This window comes from Cribrihabitans neustonicus, from assembly GCF_048820895.1.
GTDB lineage: Bacteria > Pseudomonadota > Alphaproteobacteria > Rhodobacterales > Rhodobacteraceae > Cribrihabitans_A > Cribrihabitans_A neustonicus.
On sequence record NZ_JBMERQ010000002.1, the window covers coordinates 529,795 to 546,784 of the forward strand.

The window sequence follows — 16,990 nt, forward strand, 5'->3', positions numbered from 1 at the left end:
CGTTCTTCCTCAGCGGTCCAGAACCAGTGTCTTGCCTTCGAAGCGCGACACGCAGGGCATGATGTGCTTGCCGCTGGCCTTCTGCTCGTCTGTCAGCCAGTGGTCGTTATGCAGGAACTTGCCGTCATAGCCGATGACATTGGTCTCACACTGGCCGCAGGCACCGCCGCGGCAGAGGTAGGGGGCGTCGATGCCGGCCGCTTCCAGCGCTTCCAGCAGCGATTGGTGCTCGCCGACCTGGACGATCTTGTTGGACACCGCGCATTTCACCTCGAAGGGCTTGCCGGAGGCCGGCGCGAGAAATTCCTCGGAATGCACGGTCTCGCGCGGCCAGCCCATTTCTGAGGCAGTGCCATGCACCCAGTTGATCATGCCCTTGGGCCCGCAGACGTAGACATGGGTGCCCAGCGGCTGGTTGGCGAGCAGGGTCTTGAGGCCGATCGCCTCATTCTGGTCGTCGTGGTAGACGTGGACTTTGCCCGGATAACGCTCGGAGAGCTCGTTGGCGTAGGTGCCCAGAGAGGCTGTTCGGACCGAGTAATGCAGCTCGAAATGCCCGCCCATCATCGAAAGCTGATGCATCTGCGCCATGAAGGGGGTGATGCCGATGCCGCCGGCCAGCATCAGGTGCTTCTTGGCGCGCAGATCCAGCGAGAACAGGTTCACCGGGTTGGAGATCACCATCTCCATGCCCTCTTTCACCTTTGTGTGCATGAATTTGGAGCCGCCGCGGCCTTGGTCGTCGCGGCGCACCGAAATGGTGTAGGCGCCGCGGTCCGCGGGGTTGGACATCAGCGAATAGGCGTTGAGCCGGGTGATATCGCCGTCCTGCATCTCCACCACGGTATGGGCGCCGCCCGAGAAGGTGGGCAGGACGCCGCCGCCGGTGCGGACGAATTTGAAGCGGGTGACCAGATCGTTGACCGGTTTGACCTCGGCCACGGTGACATTCAGTTTCGCGGTGCCAGCACTCATTTGAACAGCTCCACTTTCTCGGGGATGTTGCCCGGGTCCTCGGCGTCCACCCGCACCCCCTGGAAGGCGGCGAGGCGGCGCGAGTAGTGATCGCGCACGAACAGGCTGAGGCCGCAGTGGCTGCATTCAAACGGGTCGGTGGTGACGTCCTCGGTGATGCCCTTGCAGTGCACGCATTGCATGCGCCGCGCGGTGGAGCCGCGGTGTTCGGTCTGGATTGCGGTATGGGGGATACCGGCCGCGGTGGCTTCTGCCATGGCCTGGCCCATCAGGCTTTCGGTGCCCGCGAGGTAGACCTGGGTGCCCATGTGGCAGTCCTGCAAAGCGCGGCGGATGCGGCTCTGCGCAGCCTCGTAGGAGGGCCCGCTGTAGAACTGGCCTGCGCCGAGTTCCTGCAGCTGGCTGCAGTAGGTGCTGCCAGTGGATTTGGGGATGTAAATGATGTGGGCCTTGGCCCAGAACTCCGGGACGTTAGAGCTCGCCAGCGCGAGAATGGCTTCGGCGCCTTCGGCATCGGCGATCATCAGATGGCCGCTGCCGGCGCGTGCTTCCAGCTCACCGTAGACGGGGCGGCTGAGGATCGAGGGTGGGAATTCGGTCTTGGGCATTGGGTCGCTTTTCCTGCCGTCGGTGAACGAAAACGGACGCCCCCGGTCAGGGGCGCCCGGGCGCAGGCTCAGCCTTTTGCGGTGCGGCGCTTCTTTTCCGGATCGTGGAAGGGCATTTCCGCGGCCACGCAGGGAATTTCGCCGCTGGCGTTCTTCACGGTCAGCTTCACGCCCGGCTCGGCGCAGTCGACCGGCATGCGGGCGATGCCGACATTGTGTTCGTTCAGGGGGGAGTACATGCCGATGGTGACGACGCCGACCTGCTTGCCGTCCTTAAGGAGCGGCGCGCCTTCTTCGGCCGGCTCGGTGCCTTCCAGCTTCACGCCGTAGATCTTGAACCGCTCCTTGCCCTTCAGCCGGTAATGCTCCTCGGCGCCGCGGAAGCCGGTCTTGCCGGGGGAGACAGTGAAGTCGAGGCCCAGTTCCCACAAGGTGTCGCCGCACTTCTCATCCGGAAAGGGGTAGGTTTCGGAATTGTCATAGGGGAAGAACAGCAGGTAGCTTTCGGCGCGCAGGAGGTCGAGCGTGGTGAAGCGCGTCGGGATGATGCCCCAGGGCGCGCCCTTCTCCTCCAGGCTGTCCCAGATGTGCGGCGCGTCCTGGCCGCGGCAGAAGATCTCGTAGCCGCGCTCGCCGGTATAGCCGGTGCGGGAGATGGTCACCGGCTTGTCGAACAGCGTGGTGTGGATATGGCTGAAATAGGCTACATCGCGGATGCCCGGCACGCCCTGCTCCTGCAGGAAATCCACCGCCAGCGGCCCTTGCAGCGAGATGTCGTGCAGATTGTCGTCGAAGCGGATGTCGACGTCGCGGCCCTGTGCTGCCATGGTAAGCTGCTCGTGGCCCTGGCCCGAGCCATGCACCACCATCCAGCTGTTCGGCCCCATCCGGTAGATCACGCAGTCGTCGACGAACTTGCCCTCGTCGTTCAGCATGCAGGCATAGGTGCTGCGGCCGGGCTTGATCTTTTCCACGTTTCGGGTGGTGGCGCGGTCGATCACGTGGCTAGCGTGCGGCCCGACGATATGGACCTTTTTCAGGCCCGAAACATCCATGAAGCCCGCCTTGGTCCGGATCGCCATGTATTCCTCGGTCTGGTCCTTGTCGTAAGACCAGGCGGTGCCCATGCCGCTCCAGTCTTCGAGAGCCGAGCCCAGGGCCCGGTGGCGGTCGGCAAGGGTCGAAAAGCGCCAGGATGCAGTCATTTTGCGAAGTCTCCCTATTGGTGCGGACCAAAACTCTTGATTTGGTTCCTTTGGTCTGGTCCAGTTAGCCAAGTGGAGCGCCTCTCTGTCAATCTTTTTTCCTGTTAGTGAAATGATTTTGCTGAAAGGGCTGGCGCTGCTTAGTTTTTTTGTGGGGAAATTCGCCGGTTCGGCGCGGGCCCAGTCGCGAAGCATAGGAAAGGACGCGCGCGGGGAGAGAGAATCACTCTGGTCCGGACCAGTTTCACACGGCCCGGGGGCACCGGTGGGTCCGGTTCCGGCAATTGGCGTTTCCCGGCAGGTTTGCGGGCCGCTGCGCCGGAGCGGCTGCTGCTGCGGCGGTTCCTCGTTGCAGGATATGGGGTTAGTGCCCGTCGTCCGGGGTACAGCGGTATCCGGGACGGCGGGAGCATGCCGGCAAGAATTGCCTGACGGTGAAGTTATTTTCACATCATTATTGACAGCATGGGGCCTGCGTCCGCAGTATCACCGTAAAATAATATTCCCTAGAGGCAATAAATGCCCGGGAAATAGCCAACAGGAGGGCTTTAGACGTGGATGGCAACCTGAATGCTCTGACCACGGTGTTCACCGAGTTCTATTACTGGGTGACCGTCGTGTTCATGTTTCTCATACATGTGGGCTTCTGCATGTATGAAGTCGGCGCCAGCCGGCACCGCAACCATATGCACACGCTGATGAAGAACATCATGATCATTCCCCTGGTCACGGTGACCTTCTTCTTCTTCGGCTGGTGGATCTACTGGTCGTTCCCGAACTTCCCGTTTTTCGGCGGGCTGAACCTCGACGCGGGCAGCGCCAACCTGCCCTGGTCGGAGAACATGGCGACCAATCTGTCGGACCGGATCACCGGGGTGTTCTGGGCCGCCTTCCTGCTGTTTTCCTGGACCGCCGCCTCGATCGTCTCGGGCGCGGTGATCGAGCGCATCCGCTCCTCCGCCCTCTGGGTGCATGCGGTAATGATCGGCTCGGTGTTCTGGATCATCGACGCCGCCTGGGGCTGGCACGCCGAAGGCTGGATGGTGAAGTACCTCGGCTATCACGACGCCTATGCTTCCGGCGTGATCCATGCGATCGCGGGCGGCTATGCACTGGGCGTGATCATGGTGCTGGGGCCGCGGATCGGAAAGTTTGCTGCCGACGGCACGCCGCGCGATATCCCGCCGCATAACCCCTGGATGCTGACCATCGGCATCTTCCTGATCTACTCGGGCTTCTGGGGTTTCTACGCCGCCTGCAACATCCCCGCGATCTCGCCCGAGGCCATCGGCGGGGTGATCACTGGCGACACCTGGACCGCCACCAACATCTACCTGGCCCCGACCTCGCTGTCGGCGATCACCTTCAACTTCCTGATGTCGATGTCGGGCGGGCTGATGGCGGCCTATCTGGTCTCCAAAGGCGATGCTTTCTGGACCTTCTCCGGCGGCCTCGCCGGGATCATCACCGCTTCGGCGGGCAATGACCTCTACCACCCGATCCAGGCCATGCTGGTCGGCGCAGTGGGCGTCGTCATCGTCTACAAGCTGCACTACTGGGTGGAGCGCCGCTTCAAGCTGGACGATGCGGTTGGCGCCGTCGCGGTGCACGGCTATTCCGGCATAGTCGGGCTGATCCTCGCGGGCTTCCTGCTGTGGGGCGCGCCGAGCTCGCCGTATGAGGGCTTCGCCACCGTCAACCCGCTGGGACAGACCCTGGGCGCCGTCATCATGTTTGGCGTGCTGGGCTGGCTGCCGGGCTATGTGATCGCCCGCATCCAGGCCGCGGCCGGTGTGCTGCGCATCCCGGTTGAGGTGGAACTCCAGGGCCTCGATTACGCCGAGCACCACGCCTACGAGGACGCCAAGTCGGCGATCATCGAAGCCGACAAGGCTGCCTTGTCCGGCAGAGGCGTTCCCGCAGAATAAGGAGATCGAAATGTCTACGATTGGTTACGACAGCTGGGCCGTCGACCTGGCCGAGGTAGGGGCAGTCTATCCCTTCCAGGGGTACGAAGGGCTGATGGTAGTCCTCGGGGTGATATTCTGGATTGCTTGGCACCGCATCCAGTTCGCCCGCGAAAGTGAACATCTGGAGAAGGCCAGGCGTATGGGAGATCAAAAGAAAATCCATGCCTTGCTGGACAAGTATTAGAGAGTCCGGGGCGCGCCAGTTCGGCGCGCCCTTCCTTCTTAGGAAAATAAGTTTCATGACAGTTGATCGACCCGGCGCAAGCTGCTAGCGTTGATTCGAGACGAAACGCAGGAGGCACACGAATGTGCGGGATTGTTGGTCTTTTCCTGAAAGACAAAACTCTAGAGCCGCGGCTGGGGGATATGCTCACCGACATGCTCATCACCATGACCGATCGCGGCCCGGACAGTGCGGGCATCGCGATCTACGGCGCAGAGGCCCCGGGACGCAGCAAGCTCACGGTGCAGTCGGACACGCCGGAAGCCTTTGAGGGCCTCGCGGCTGCGCTGGCTGAGGTGCTCGGCAGCAGCGTCGAGCTGCGGGTGAACGACACCCACGCAGTGCTCTTTCTGCCTGCAGGCCAGGCGGAGGCGGCCCGCAGCGCCCTGGCGGAACTGCGCACGGGACTGCGCATCATGAGCGCGGGCGACAGCATCGAGATCTACAAGGAGGTCGGCCTGCCGGAGGAGGTCGCGGACCGGTTCGGCCTGCGCGGCATGAGCGGCAGCCACGGCATCGGACATACCCGCATGGCCACCGAATCTGCCGTCACCACAGAGGGCGCGCATCCGTTCTCGACCGGCGCGGACCAGTGCCTGGTGCACAACGGCTCGCTGTCGAACCACAACTCCTGGCGCCGCAAACTGCAGCGTGCGGGCGTGCGCATCGAGTCGATGAACGATACCGAGGTCGGCGCCGCCTACCTCACCTGGAAGATGCAGAACGGAGCCACCCTCGGCGAAGCGCTGGAAAGCTCGATCGACGATCTCGACGGGTTCTTCAACTTCGTTGTCGGCACCAAGGACGGCTTTGGCGTCGTGCGCGACCCGATCGCCTGCAAACCCGCGGTGATGGCGGAAACCGAGCAGTATGTGGCCTTCGGCTCGGAATACCGCGCGCTGGTGAACCTGCCGGGCATCGAGGACGCCCGCGTCTGGGAGCCCGAACCCGCAACCGTTTACTTCTGGAACCACTGACATGCAGACATACAATCTCGAAGCAGATGGCCTGCGCGGTCTGAACGCGGCCCTGCAAGCCCAAAGCGAAACCCTGACCGAGGAAAGCTGGGAAGTCACAAACCCCAAGGGCAGCCACGCGGTGGCGGTGGGGCTTAATGCGCCGATCAAGGTCACCGTGAACGGCTCTACCGGCTATTACTGCGCGGGCATGAATCAGCAGGCGCATGTCCATGTGAAGGGCTCGGCCGGGCCGGGCGTTGCGGAAAACATGATGTCCGGCCAGGTCGTTGTCGAGGGCGACGCCAGCCAGTACGCGGGCGCGACCGGGCACGGCGGTCTCCTCGTCATCAAGGGGAATGCCAGCTCCCGCTGCGGCATCTCGATGAAGGGCATCGATATCGTCGTGCATGGCAACATCGGCCATATGTGCGCCTTTATGGCCCAGGCCGGCAATCTGGTGGTCTGCGGTGACGCCGGCGATGCGCTGGGTGACTCGCTCTATGAGGCGCGCTTGTTCGTGCGCGGTTCGGTGAAGAGCCTCGGGGCCGACTGCATCGAAAAGGAAATGCGCCCCGAGCACATCGACATTCTGAAGGACCTGCTGGCGCGGGCTGGAAGCGATGCCAGGCCGGAGGAGTTCAAGCGCTACGGGTCTGCCCGCAAGCTCTACAACTTCGACGTCGACAACGCGCAGGCCTACTAAGGACAGGGACCCAGAAAAATGGACAACAAAAACATTCCGCGCACGGCCCCGATCCAGTCGGCGACCTTTTCGAACCCCATTAACGCCGAAATCCGCCGCGCCGCGGCCACCGGCATCTACGACATCCGCGGCGGCGGGGCCAAACGCCGGGTGCCGCATTTCGACGACCTTCTGTTCCTCGGTGCCTCTGTCTCGCGCTACCCGCTCGAAGGCTACCGCGAAAAATGCGACACCAAGGTGACCCTCGGCACCCGCTTTGCCAAGAAGCCGATCGAGCTCGATATTCCGATCACCATTGCGGGCATGAGCTTCGGCGCGCTGTCAGGTCCGGCGAAGGAGGCCCTGGGGCGCGGCGCCTCGGCAGCGGGCACCTCCACCACCACCGGCGATGGCGGCATGACACCGGAGGAGCGCGGCCATTCCTCCAAGCTGGTCTACCAGTACCTGCCCTCGCGCTACGGCATGAACCCCGACGACCTGCGCAAGGCCGACGCAATCGAGATCGTGGTGGGCCAGGGCGCGAAGCCGGGCGGCGGCGGCATGCTGCTGGGCCAGAAGATTTCCGACCGCGTCGCGCAGATGCGCTGCCTCCCCAAAGGGATCGACCAGCGCTCCGCCTGCCGTCATCCGGACTGGACCGGCCCGGACGATCTGGAGATCAAGATCCTGGAGCTGCGCGAGATCACCGGCTGGCAGGTGCCGATTTACGTGAAAGTGGGCGCGACCCGGCCCTATTTCGACACTGCCCTGGCGGTGAAAGCGGGTGCCGATGTAGTGGTGATGGACGGCATGCAGGGCGGCACCGCCGCCACCCAGGACGTTTTCATCGAGCATGTCGGGCTGCCGACTCTGGCCTGCATCCGCCCCGCGGTGCAGGCGCTGCAGGACCTCGGCGTGCACCGAGAGGTGCAGCTGGTGGTCTCCGGCGGCATCCGTACCGGCGCGGACGTGGCCAAGGCGCTAGCACTGGGTGCGGATGCTGTGGCAATCGGCACCGCGGCGCTGGTAGCGCTGGGAGACAACGATCCGAAGTGGGAGGACGAGTACCGGAAGCTCGGCACCACCACTGGCGCCTATGACGACTGGCACGAGGGCCAGGACCCCGCGGGCATCACCACCCAGGATCCGGAGCTGATGAAGCGGCTCGATCCGGTCGATGCCGGCCGGCGCCTGCGCAATTATCTCAAGGTGATGACGCTGGAAGCGCAGACCATCGCCCGCGCCTGCGGCCACAATCACCTGCACAACCTCGAGCCCGAGGACCTCTGCGCGCTGACGATGGAGGCCGCCGCGATGGCGCGGGTGCCGCTTGCGGGCACCGATTGGTACCCCGGCAAGGCGGGTTTCTAAGGTAACATACCGGGGCGCGGGCCAGTCACGGCCCGCGCCCTTGGGCGAACAAGACCAACACAACAGGGAAGGGAAGTAGGACCATGACGACGAATCTGGCCGCTTTCGCGAAGGAAAAAGGCGTCAAATACTTCATGATCTCCTTCACCGATCTGTTTGGCGGCCAGCGCGCCAAACTGGTCCCGGCGGAGGCGATCGCGGACATGCAGGAGGATGGCGCCGGCTTTGCCGGCTTTGCCACCTGGCTCGATCTCACGCCCGCGCATCCGGACATGCTGGCGGTGCCGGACCCGTCTTCGGTGATCCAGCTGCCCTGGAAGCCGGAGGTCGCCTGGGTAGCGGCCGACTGTGTGATGGAGGGAAAGGATGTAGCCCAGGCGCCCCGCAACGTGCTGCGCCGTCTCATCAAGGAGGCCGCCGACGAGGGCCTGCACGTCAAGACCGGCATCGAGGCCGAGTTCTTCCTGCTGAGCCCGGACGGAGAGCAGATCTCCGATCCCTACGATACCGCCGAGAAGCCCTGCTACGATCAGCAGGCGGTGATGCGCCGTTACGACGTCGTGCGCGAGATCTGCGATTACATGCTGGCGCTGGGCTGGGGGCCGTACCAGAACGACCACGAGGACGCCAATGGCCAGTTCGAGATGAACTGGGAGTATGACGACGCGCTGGCCACTGCCGACAAGCACAGTTTTTTCAAGTTCATGACTAAATCGGTGGCAGAGAAGCACGGCTACCGCGCCACCTTCATGCCGAAGCCGGTCGAAGGGCTCACCGGGAACGGCTGCCACGCGCATATCTCGGTCTGGGACGCCCTGGGCAGCGATGCCCGCACCAACGTCTTCGCGGCCGAAAAGGGCGCGGGCCAGATCGCCGAGCTGGGCCTGTCCGAACAGGGCGGCTGGTTTCTCGGCGGCATAATGAAACACGCCTCTGCCCTGGCGGCGATCACCAACCCCACGGTGAACTCCTACAAGCGCATCAACGCGCCGCGCACCATGTCCGGCGCCACCTGGGCGCCCAACACGGTGACCTGGACGGGCAACAACCGCACCCACATGGTGCGCGTGCCCGGCCCCGGCCGTTTCGAGCTGCGCCTGCCGGACGGCGCGGTGAACCCCTACCTGCTGCAGGCGGTGATCATTGCGGCCGGCCTTTCCGGCGTGCGCAGCAAGGCCGACCCCGGGCCGCGCCGCGACATCGACATGTACGCCCAGGGCCACAGCATCACAGATGCCCCCAAGCTGCCGCTCAACATGCTCGACGCGCTGCGGTTCTACGACAAGGACGACGGGCTGAAGGCGATGATGGGCGAGGAATTCTCCGCCGCCTACCTGAAGATGAAGCAGCAGGAGTGGAACTCCTTCGTCAACCATTTCTCGCGCTGGGAAAAGGACAACACGCTGGACATCTGAACCGCTTCCCACCTGGTCCGGGCGTGTCCCGGACCTTTTTAAGGCCCGGGCATGTCCCGGGCCCTTTTTTGCCGCCGGCTGGGAACGGCCTCCGGCGGCGGCGTGTGGGACTCCGGGAGGATGCCTCCGGCGGGAGTATTTGGGGAAGGTGACAGAAGGGGGGGCTTAGCCGGGCCGCCGCGCGCCTCAGAGACCGAGGCATGCGATACCCGCAAAGGTGACGGTGACTGCAAGCCACTGGCCGCGGGTCATGCCCTCGCGCAGGAACAGCCAGGCGAGGATCACGGTGATCAGCCCGAACAGCGAGGAGCTCACGGCGGCAAACTCGGGCCGCGGGAGCCCGCCGGAGACAATCACCAGCCCCAGCGCCAGTGCGTCCAGCGCTCCCATCAGGCAGAGCAGCGGCAGCACCTGCCGCGGCGGCCGGGGCAGCGCGCCGCGCGGCAGTGCCATCGCCAGCACCGCCAGGATCGCCGCCATGCGGGTGAGCGCCAGAACCGGCAGCTCGGCGCCTGCGCGGGTGGCCGCCTGCCCCGAGGCAAAGGTGAGCGCAAAGCCTGCGGCGGCGGCAAGGCCCCAGAGCAGGGTGCCGGTCCTGGACGCTACCTGGTCTTCCCCCTCCTGCGGGGCTTCACCGGGGGCCAGCACCGCAACGCCGCCGACACCGCAGACCACCACCGTCACCGCCAGCCAGTGCCAGGCCCCGAGCGGCTGGCCCTGCAATACTGCGAGCCCAAGCGACAGCACGGGATAGGCGCCAATCAGCGGCGCCGCCAGCTTCACCGGCCCCAGCGCAAAGGCGCGGTAGAGCGCGTAGGTTGCGAGCGCAAAGAAGCCGCCCGACAGAGTGGCAAGCCCAGCGGCGCCGGCTGTCATCGCGTTCCAGTCGCCCCAGAGCGCCGCCGCTGCGCCGACCAGAATCGCCCCTGCCGCAAGCACCGTTAGAATCGCTCCCAGGATGCAGGTGCGCTGTGCCACGAAGCGCACGCAGAGGTCGTGAATGCCCCAGGCCAGGGCCGCGGCGAGGCCGAAAAACAGTGATTGCATGCCTGTCATCCTCTCGTTTGCGGCATTCCTCCGCATGTATATGCCGCATCCCGGGCATCCGCGGTTTTTTCGCCGGAAATCAACAAGTTTGTTGCTCAGGGTGGGGGATGTTATTATTCTTTTCAATAAATATATATTCCGGTCGTGCAATTCTGGCGCCGGATGCTGCGGGAGGACATGCGATGACCGGAAGCGGTTTTGCCGAAGTGGTCACTGGGCCGCCGAAACCCTCGAGCTTCTATCAGCCCTCGGTGTTTTCGCTGCCCCGGGGGACCGAGCGCTACTCCGTGCAGGGCTGCGGCGCGATCCTGATCCCGGTGGAAACGGGCGACCGGCTGACCGTGATCAACGACGAGGGCGGCCAGCCCTGCGAGATCGTGGCGGCAACAGAGCGCGGCGTGATCGAGCCCGCGGTGCTCGGCGTGCAGGCGAACTCGGATGCCGGCGGCCTGAAGGCTCTGCTGACTTCCTCGGACCAGTCCCTGCGCGGCCTCCGCATGGGAATGGAAGCGCGCGGCATCGACCTCGCGAAGGCCGGGGCGCTGCGGTTGTTTTCCGCTGCCGCGCCAGCCAAGAGCGAGGAGAGCTTCACCGCCCAACAGACGGGCGCGGTGATCATCGCGGCTCCCGGCGGCCTCATGGATTTTGAGGCGCAGGACACCGCCACGCCGCTCACTGTCATGGTGCAGCGCGCGGTGATCAGGCAGGTGGCGCGCTTCGAGCTGCCCGACCCGCTGGCCGATCCGGTGAGCGAAGTGCGGGTGCACAGCGCCACGGCGGAAAGCTATTTCGTGAAGGCGGGCGACTATATCCAGATCATTGACGTGGATGGCCGCCAGTGCACCGACTTCCAGTGTTTTGCCGCGCGGAAGCTGGACAAGGGGATCGAACACGCGCTGGATGTGACCACCACGCGGACCCTGATGGGCCATGCCTATCCGATGCCTGGGCTGCACGCGAAATATTATGATCAGGATATGCTGCCGCTGGTCGAGGTGGTGCAGGACACCGTGGGCCGCCACGATGCCTTTGCCTTGGCCTGCGCCGCGAAATATTATGACGATATCGGCTATCCCGGCCATGTGAATTGCTCGGACAACTTCAACGGCGCGCTGGCGCCGCACGGGGTCACCGGCCGCGCCGGCTGGATGGCGATCAACTTCTTTTTTAACACCGGGCTCGACGATCATGGTGTGATGTATGCTGACGAGCCCTGGACCCGGCCCGGCGATTACGTGCTGCTCAGGGCGCTCACCGATCTGGTCTGTGTCAGCTCCGCCTGCCCGGACGACACCAGCGCCGCGAATGGCTGGAACCCCACCGACATCCACATCCGCACCTACAGCGGACAAGAGACCTTCAAGCGGGCAATCGCGTTCCGCGCGACCCCGGAAGCGGAGCCCAAGATGACCAAGGAAACCGGTTTTCACGACCGCCTGAGCAAGCTCACCCGCAATTTCGTCGAGTACAACGGCTATTGGCTGGCCAATTGCTACGCCGCTTCCGGGCCGCTGGAGGAATATTGGGCCTGCCGCGAGAAATGCGTGCTGCTGGACCTCTCCGCCCTGCGCAAGTTCGAGATTACCGGCCCCGATGCCGAGGCGCTGTGCCAGTATATCTTCACCCGCAATATCAAGAAGCTGGCGGTGGGGCAGGTGGTCTATACCGCAATGTGCTACCCGCATGGCGGCATGATCGACGACGGCACCGTGTTCCGCCTCGGCAAGGACAACTTCCGCTGGATCGGCGGCTCGGACTATGGCGGCGAGTGGATCCGCGAGCAGGCGGAAAAGCTGGGGCTGAAGGTGCTGGTGCGCTCTTCGACCGACATGCAGCATAATATCGCGGTGCAGGGCCCGGAAAGCCGGGAGCTGCTGAAGAAGGTGATCTGGACCGCGCCGCACAATCCGACGCTGGAGGAACTGGGCTGGTTCCGCTTCACCCCTGCGCGCATCGGCGATGACCAGGGCGTGCCGGTTGTGGTCTCCCGCACAGGCTACACCGGCGAGTTGGGGTACGAGATCTTCTGCCACCCGAAACATGCAGGCGAAGTGTTCGATGCAGTCTGGGAGGCCGGTCAGGCGCATGGCATCCGCCCGATGGGGCTGGAGGCGCTGGATATGGTGCGGATAGAAGCCGGGCTGATATTTGCGGGCTATGATTTCTCTGACCAGACTGATCCGTTCGAGGCGGGCATTGGCTTCACCGTGCCGCTGAAGTCGAAGGAGGATGATTTTATCGGCCGCGACGCGCTGATCCGCCGCAAGACCACGCCTGCCCGCAAGCTCGTCGGGCTGGACATCGATGCCGCCATCGACGTGGGCCATGGCGATTGCGTGCGCATTGGCCGGGCGCAGGTAGGCGAGGTGACCTCGGCCATGCGCTCGCCGCTCCTGGGCAAGACCATCGCGCTGGCGCGTGTGGACGTGGCGCATTCAGAGTTTGGCACTGCGGTGGAGATCGGCAAACTCGACGGGCACCAGAAACGCCTGCCTGCCACGATCGTGCCTTTTGCCCATTACGACCCAAAGAAGACCCGGCCGCAGTCCTGAGGCAGGTCCGGGAGGTTCCGTCATGGCAGAGAGGCTGATCGACCAAATCGGCGGTGAGGCGGTGCTGCGCGCACTGGTGGAGCGGTTCTACGATATTGTCGAGGAGAGCGCGGCCGGCGCCCGGATCGCCCGGCTGCACCAGCGCGGCCACGGGCTGGCGCATGCGCGGATCGAGCAGTTCAACTTTCTCTCGGGCTTCCTGGGCGGGCGGCGCTACTACGCAGAGAAGCACGGCCATATGGACGTGAAGAGCATGCACGCGCATGTGCCGGTCACTGCCGAGGACGCCGAGAACTGGCTCAAGTGCATGGATCAGGCACTCACGGATATTGCGCTGCAGGGGCCGCATGCGGAGCGGCTGCGCCAGGTATTCCGGCGGGTGGCGCTGTTGCTGGTGAATGATCTTGGGGAGTGGGGCGAGGCGCGCGTGTCCTCCTGAACGCGCGGCCTGCCGCCGCCTTGGGGAGCCTCCGGCGGGAGTATTTCCGGCAAGATGACAGGAGCCTGTTCCGGCGCGGACGGCCGGTGCGCCGTGGGCGGCGGAAGCCATCGGCGGGAGGACCCGTTCAAAGAGGAAGCAGCCCGGCCCTAGCCTCAGCCGGGCCGTCTCAGGAAGACCTGCACATCTGCTACATTGGTGCCGGTACCGCCGGTCATGAGCAGCGCATCCGCGGCATTCAGGGCGGCGTGGCTGTCGTTGTTGGCCAGCAGGGCCTCGGGGTCCTGGCCCGCGGCGCGGATCGCCGCCCAGGTCGCGGCGCCGACGACGCCGCCCGCGGCGTCTGTCGGGCCGTCGCGCCCGTCGGTGCCGCCGGAGAGGAACAGCCAATCGCCGGTGAGCCGCCCGGCACCCAGTTTAGCAACCCGCAGGGCCAGTTCCTGGTTGCGCCCGCCAAGCCCTGTACCCTTGAGCTGCACGGTGGTTTCGCCGCCGAAGACTAGCGCCACGGGCCGGTCCCTGGGCGCGGCTTCGGCCGCGGCCACAACGGTTTCCGCCGCCGCGGCGACGTCACCGGTCAGCCGGTGGGTGATCAGCCGCGGCTGCCACTCCGGGGCGGCGGCGATCATGGCTTTAAGGCTGTGGCGGTTGGAGCCGATCAGCGAGTTGGTCGCCTGGGGCGTGGTGGCCTGAGCCGCGCCCGAGGCGCTCAAATGGCGCTGCACGGCTTCCGGCAGGCGCTCCCAAACACCGGCCCGCTGCAGGATCTCCCGTGCCTCGCTGCGGGTGCCGATCGGCGCCACGGTTGGGCCCGAAGCTATCGCGCGCAGGTCGTCGCCGATCACGTCTGACAGAATATAGGCCTGCACCTGGGCAGGTGCCGCGTGGCGCAGCAGGCCGCCGCCTTTCACGTCCGAAAGCTGCTGGCGGACCAGGTTCATGTCGTTGATCTCAAGGCCCGAGGCGAGCAGAAGCTGGTTCACCGCCGCCTTGTCCGCAAGCGTCAGCCCCGGTGCAGGCGCCACCATCAGGGCGGAGCCGCCGCCGGAAATCAGCGCGACCAGGCGGTCTCTGGGGCCGAGTGATTGCGCCAGATCTATGGCGGCCCGGCCCGCTGCCGCGCTGGTTTCATCCGGCACAGGGTGTGCGCCGCAGAGCACCGTGGCGCCGGGGATTTCGGTGTAGTTTTCGGGGTTTGTGATGGCCAGGGCCGCCGCCGCGCCGGGCCGCAAGCGGAGCGCCTCGCGCAGCATCGGCACCGCCGCCTTGCCTACGGCCAGCAGTACTTCGCGACCGCCCGCGGGCAGGGGCTGCAGCGGCGCCGCCTCAAGCTGCGCCCGCAGCGCACGGGCCGGGTCGGCGCGCGCGACTGCCGCCTCGAACATGGCGATAGCGGTGTCTTTCAATGTTTCCATCTGCGCCTCCCTGCCGCACCGGGCAGCGGCCGCCCCGGACCCGGGCGGCCGCCTGTCTTGCCGTGGCGGACCGGCGGGGCTCAGCGCCCGGCGATCTGCTTGGCTTTTTCCACCAGCACTTCTGCCTGACGGATCGAGGCGTAGTCAATGAGCCGCCCGTCGAGCGAGACCGCGCCCTTGCCCGCGGCTTCGGCCTCCGCCATGGCCTGAAGGATGCGGTGCGCCTTGGTCACCTCGGCGTCCGAGGGCGACATCACCTCGTTGGCAAGCGCGATCTGGCTGGGGTGGATAGCCCATTTGCCCTCGCACCCCAGCACCGCGGCGCGTTTGGCGGCGGCCTTGTAGCCTTCCGGGTCCTGGAAATCGCCGAAGGGGCCGTCGATCGGACGCAGGCCGTTGGCCCGCGCCGCCACCACCATCCGGGCGAGCGCATAGTGCCACATGTCGCCCCAATGCACCGCCCGCGCGCCGTCGGCATCGGGGTCGGTCAGCACCGAATAGTCCGGGTTCACACCGCCGATGATGGTGGTGCGCGCCCGGGTCGAGGCGGCGTAGTCGGCGACCCCGAAATGCAGCGATTCATTGCGCCTGGAGGCTGCGGCAATTTCACTCACGTTCTGCATGCCGAGCGCGGTCTCGATGATGTGCTCGAAGCCGATCCGCTTCTTCAAACCCTTCGCGTCCTCGATCTGCGTCACCATCATGTCGACGGCATAAACGTCGGCCGCGGTGCCGACCTTGGGAATCATGATCAGGTCCAGCCGCTCGCCGGCCTGCTCCACCACGTCGACCACGTCGCGGTACATGTAATGGGTGTCCAAGCCATTGATACGGATGGACATTGTCTTCTTGCCCCAGTCGATCTCGTTCAGGGCCTTGATGATGTTCCTGCGGGCCTGTTCCTTCTCGTCCGGGGCAACTGCGTCCTCGAGGTCGAGGAAGATCACGTCGACGTCGGATTGGGCAGCCTTTTCAAACATTTGCGGCTGCGATCCGGGCACGGCGAGCTCGCTGCGGTTGAGCCGGGCGGGGGCCTGTTCGATGGGATGAAACGACATTGATTCGCTCCTGTTGGCAGAGGGAAAGCGGAAGTGCTCCCTCCAGCAATTCCGCAAGCGGGGGTTTCCTGTCAAGAAAAATTGTTGCTTAAAAATACATTCGCGCGGGCGGGCGCATACGCGCGCGCGAGCACGCGCATACGCGCGCGAGGCATCGGCTCAGCAAGGGCGGGCGCGGATCACTCCGCGCGCCCGAGGTCGCCCTTTGCGGCCCGCTGGGCGTAGTAGAACGCAATCGCCTGGGCGCGGTTCTTGACCGAGAGCTTTTCGTAGAGGTTCGACAGGTGGAACTTCACCGTGTTGGTTGTGATGCCAAGCTCCTTGCTCAGCTCCTTGTTGGTCAGCCCTTTGGACAGCGCTTCCAGCATCGCGCGCTCGCGGCGCGACAGCTGTTCGATCGGGTCGGTCTGCAATTCGCGCACATCGAGGAAGGGGAACACCATCTTGCCCGCCGCCACCGCCAGGCAGGTCTCCAGGAGATTCTCCACCGGGCTGGAGCGCGGCGCAAAGCCCGCCGCGCCCGCGCTCATCGCCTTGCGCGGCACGCCGGAGGCCTCGTCGGCATAGACCACAAGCCGGGGTGCGTTCGCCTGGTCGCGCAGCACCTCGATCAGCTTGGCGCCGCCGAGGGCGGGCAGAGACCAGTCGATGATGCCGACCTGCACCGGCACCCGCATCACCGTGCCGAGGAACCCCTCGGCAGTGGCGGAGGTGGCCACGAGAGAGAATCGCGGGTCGCGGTCGAAGATTTCGGACATCGCCGACAGCACCAGAGGGTTGGCATCCGCCAGCATGACGGAAATCGGGGATGTCATGCCGCTTATCGGTGCCATTTGATGCCCTTCTCCGGAAAACTACCCGTATGGGTAGGGTATGTTTCGGTATGCCACGGTATTTCAAGACTTATGGGTAGGAAATTCTCTACCCAATTGGATGCCCAAAAGCAGGATATAGGAATGTTGCGGGATTTGTCGAGGTAAGCTTTCCTTGGGTTAACAGATGTTGCCCCTCGGTGAACAAAGCTTCCTCTGACCCCGATGCGGGGGCGAAGCTGGTCCATCCCCGGCGCAT

15 protein-coding genes are annotated in these 16,990 nt (G+C 64.9%); 8 read left to right on the plus strand and 7 right to left on the minus strand.

Annotation, left to right across the window (positions count from 1 at the left end):
- Positions 1-9: 9 nt before the first annotated feature.
- The 3 genes from ACOHWE_RS07630 to ACOHWE_RS07640 form a co-directional block, all read right to left on the minus strand.
- Entirely contained in the window at positions 10-975 is a 966-nt protein-coding gene (locus tag ACOHWE_RS07630) for a PDR/VanB family oxidoreductase (protein ID WP_420665396.1), read from the minus strand.
- Positions 972-1,583 (minus strand): dimethylamine monooxygenase subunit DmmA family protein, encoded by a 612-nt coding sequence (locus ACOHWE_RS07635; RefSeq protein ID WP_420665397.1) that lies wholly within the window; start codon positions 1,581-1,583, stop codon positions 972-974. The genes ACOHWE_RS07630 and ACOHWE_RS07635 overlap by 4 nt, the downstream gene beginning before the upstream one ends.
- A gap of 68 nt (positions 1,584-1,651) precedes the next feature.
- Complete coding sequence (locus tag ACOHWE_RS07640) at positions 1,652-2,788, minus strand: aminomethyl transferase family protein (protein WP_420665399.1); 1,137 nt, start codon at positions 2,786-2,788, stop codon at positions 1,652-1,654.
- Between the two features lie 554 nt (positions 2,789-3,342).
- On the opposite strand from ACOHWE_RS07640, the gene ACOHWE_RS07645 reads away from it, so the two are divergent.
- The 6 genes from ACOHWE_RS07645 (at position 3,343) to glnT (ending at position 9,408) form a co-directional block, all read left to right on the plus strand.
- On the plus strand, positions 3,343-4,716 hold the full coding sequence (locus ACOHWE_RS07645; RefSeq protein WP_420665400.1) for an ammonium transporter: 1,374 nt from the start codon (positions 3,343-3,345) through the stop codon (positions 4,714-4,716).
- 10 nt (positions 4,717-4,726) lie between these two features.
- Positions 4,727-4,942, plus strand: coding sequence for a hypothetical protein (locus ACOHWE_RS07650; protein ID WP_420665402.1), 216 nt, complete (start codon positions 4,727-4,729; stop codon positions 4,940-4,942).
- A 122-nt stretch (positions 4,943-5,064) separates the two neighbouring features.
- Positions 5,065-5,958 (plus strand): class II glutamine amidotransferase, encoded by an 894-nt coding sequence (locus ACOHWE_RS07655; protein ID WP_420665404.1) that lies wholly within the window; start codon positions 5,065-5,067, stop codon positions 5,956-5,958.
- A gap of 1 nt (position 5,959) precedes the next feature.
- Positions 5,960-6,643, plus strand: a complete 684-nt coding sequence (locus tag ACOHWE_RS07660; protein WP_420665406.1) for a GltB/FmdC/FwdC-like GXGXG domain-containing protein — start codon at positions 5,960-5,962, stop codon at positions 6,641-6,643.
- 18 nt (positions 6,644-6,661) lie between these two features.
- Positions 6,662-7,993 (plus strand): FMN-binding glutamate synthase family protein, encoded by a 1,332-nt coding sequence (locus ACOHWE_RS07665; protein WP_420665407.1) that lies wholly within the window; start codon positions 6,662-6,664, stop codon positions 7,991-7,993.
- An 83-nt stretch (positions 7,994-8,076) separates the two neighbouring features.
- On the plus strand, positions 8,077-9,408 hold the full coding sequence (gene glnT / locus ACOHWE_RS07670; RefSeq protein WP_420665409.1) for a type III glutamate--ammonia ligase: 1,332 nt from the start codon (positions 8,077-8,079) through the stop codon (positions 9,406-9,408).
- A 186-nt stretch (positions 9,409-9,594) separates the two neighbouring features.
- Here the strand turns inward: glnT and ACOHWE_RS07675 are convergent, their stop codons facing one another.
- Positions 9,595-10,455, minus strand: coding sequence for an EamA family transporter (locus ACOHWE_RS07675; protein WP_420665410.1), 861 nt, complete (start codon positions 10,453-10,455; stop codon positions 9,595-9,597).
- Positions 10,456-10,637: 182 nt separating this feature from the next.
- Here ACOHWE_RS07675 and tdm point away from each other — a divergent pair, with 182 nt between their 5' ends.
- On the plus strand, positions 10,638-13,007 hold the full coding sequence (gene tdm / locus ACOHWE_RS07680; RefSeq protein WP_420665412.1) for a trimethylamine N-oxide demethylase: 2,370 nt from the start codon (positions 10,638-10,640) through the stop codon (positions 13,005-13,007).
- 22 nt (positions 13,008-13,029) lie between these two features.
- The gene (locus ACOHWE_RS07685; RefSeq protein ID WP_420665414.1) at positions 13,030-13,446 is read left to right on the plus strand and encodes a group II truncated hemoglobin; all 417 of its coding nucleotides are present in this window, start codon (positions 13,030-13,032) and stop codon (positions 13,444-13,446) included.
- Positions 13,447-13,601: 155 nt separating this feature from the next.
- Here the strand turns inward: ACOHWE_RS07685 and ACOHWE_RS07690 are convergent, their stop codons facing one another.
- The 3 genes from ACOHWE_RS07690 to ACOHWE_RS07700 form a co-directional block, all read right to left on the minus strand.
- Positions 13,602-14,861 (minus strand): glycerate kinase type-2 family protein, encoded by a 1,260-nt coding sequence (locus tag ACOHWE_RS07690; protein ID WP_420665415.1) that lies wholly within the window; start codon positions 14,859-14,861, stop codon positions 13,602-13,604.
- An 80-nt stretch (positions 14,862-14,941) separates the two neighbouring features.
- Positions 14,942-15,919: an HpcH/HpaI aldolase/citrate lyase family protein gene (locus ACOHWE_RS07695; protein ID WP_420665417.1), complete on the minus strand. Its 978-nt coding sequence runs from the start codon at positions 15,917-15,919 to the stop codon at positions 14,942-14,944.
- Positions 15,920-16,098: 179 nt separating this feature from the next.
- On the minus strand, positions 16,099-16,713 hold the full coding sequence (locus tag ACOHWE_RS07700) for a LuxR C-terminal-related transcriptional regulator (protein ID WP_420665921.1): 615 nt from the start codon (positions 16,711-16,713) through the stop codon (positions 16,099-16,101).
- Positions 16,714-16,990: the final 277 nt, after the last annotated feature.

What these genes read in the sequence shown, in the direction of transcription:
- ACOHWE_RS07630 (WP_420665396.1), bottom strand. Translation starts at nt 975, where the DNA reads ATGAGTGCTGGCACCGCGAAACTGAATGTCACCGTGGCCGAGGTCAAA.
- ACOHWE_RS07635 (WP_420665397.1), bottom strand. Translation starts at nt 1,583, where the DNA reads ATGCCCAAGACCGAATTCCCACCCTCGATCCTCAGCCGCCCCGTCTAC.
- ACOHWE_RS07640 (WP_420665399.1), bottom strand. Translation starts at nt 2,788, where the DNA reads ATGACTGCATCCTGGCGCTTTTCGACCCTTGCCGACCGCCACCGGGCC.
- ACOHWE_RS07650 (WP_420665402.1), top strand. Translation starts at nt 4,727, where the DNA reads ATGTCTACGATTGGTTACGACAGCTGGGCCGTCGACCTGGCCGAGGTA.
- ACOHWE_RS07655 (WP_420665404.1), top strand. Translation starts at nt 5,065, where the DNA reads ATGTGCGGGATTGTTGGTCTTTTCCTGAAAGACAAAACTCTAGAGCCG.
- ACOHWE_RS07660 (WP_420665406.1), top strand. Translation starts at nt 5,960, where the DNA reads ATGCAGACATACAATCTCGAAGCAGATGGCCTGCGCGGTCTGAACGCG.
- ACOHWE_RS07665 (WP_420665407.1), top strand. Translation starts at nt 6,662, where the DNA reads ATGGACAACAAAAACATTCCGCGCACGGCCCCGATCCAGTCGGCGACC.
- glnT (WP_420665409.1), top strand. Translation starts at nt 8,077, where the DNA reads ATGACGACGAATCTGGCCGCTTTCGCGAAGGAAAAAGGCGTCAAATAC.
- ACOHWE_RS07675 (WP_420665410.1), bottom strand. Translation starts at nt 10,455, where the DNA reads ATGCAATCACTGTTTTTCGGCCTCGCCGCGGCCCTGGCCTGGGGCATT.
- tdm (WP_420665412.1), top strand. Translation starts at nt 10,638, where the DNA reads ATGACCGGAAGCGGTTTTGCCGAAGTGGTCACTGGGCCGCCGAAACCC.
- ACOHWE_RS07685 (WP_420665414.1), top strand. Translation starts at nt 13,030, where the DNA reads ATGGCAGAGAGGCTGATCGACCAAATCGGCGGTGAGGCGGTGCTGCGC.
- ACOHWE_RS07690 (WP_420665415.1), bottom strand. Translation starts at nt 14,861, where the DNA reads ATGGAAACATTGAAAGACACCGCTATCGCCATGTTCGAGGCGGCAGTC.
- ACOHWE_RS07695 (WP_420665417.1), bottom strand. Translation starts at nt 15,919, where the DNA reads ATGTCGTTTCATCCCATCGAACAGGCCCCCGCCCGGCTCAACCGCAGC.
- ACOHWE_RS07700 (WP_420665921.1), bottom strand. Translation starts at nt 16,713, where the DNA reads ATGCTGGCGGATGCCAACCCTCTGGTGCTGTCGGCGATGTCCGAAATC.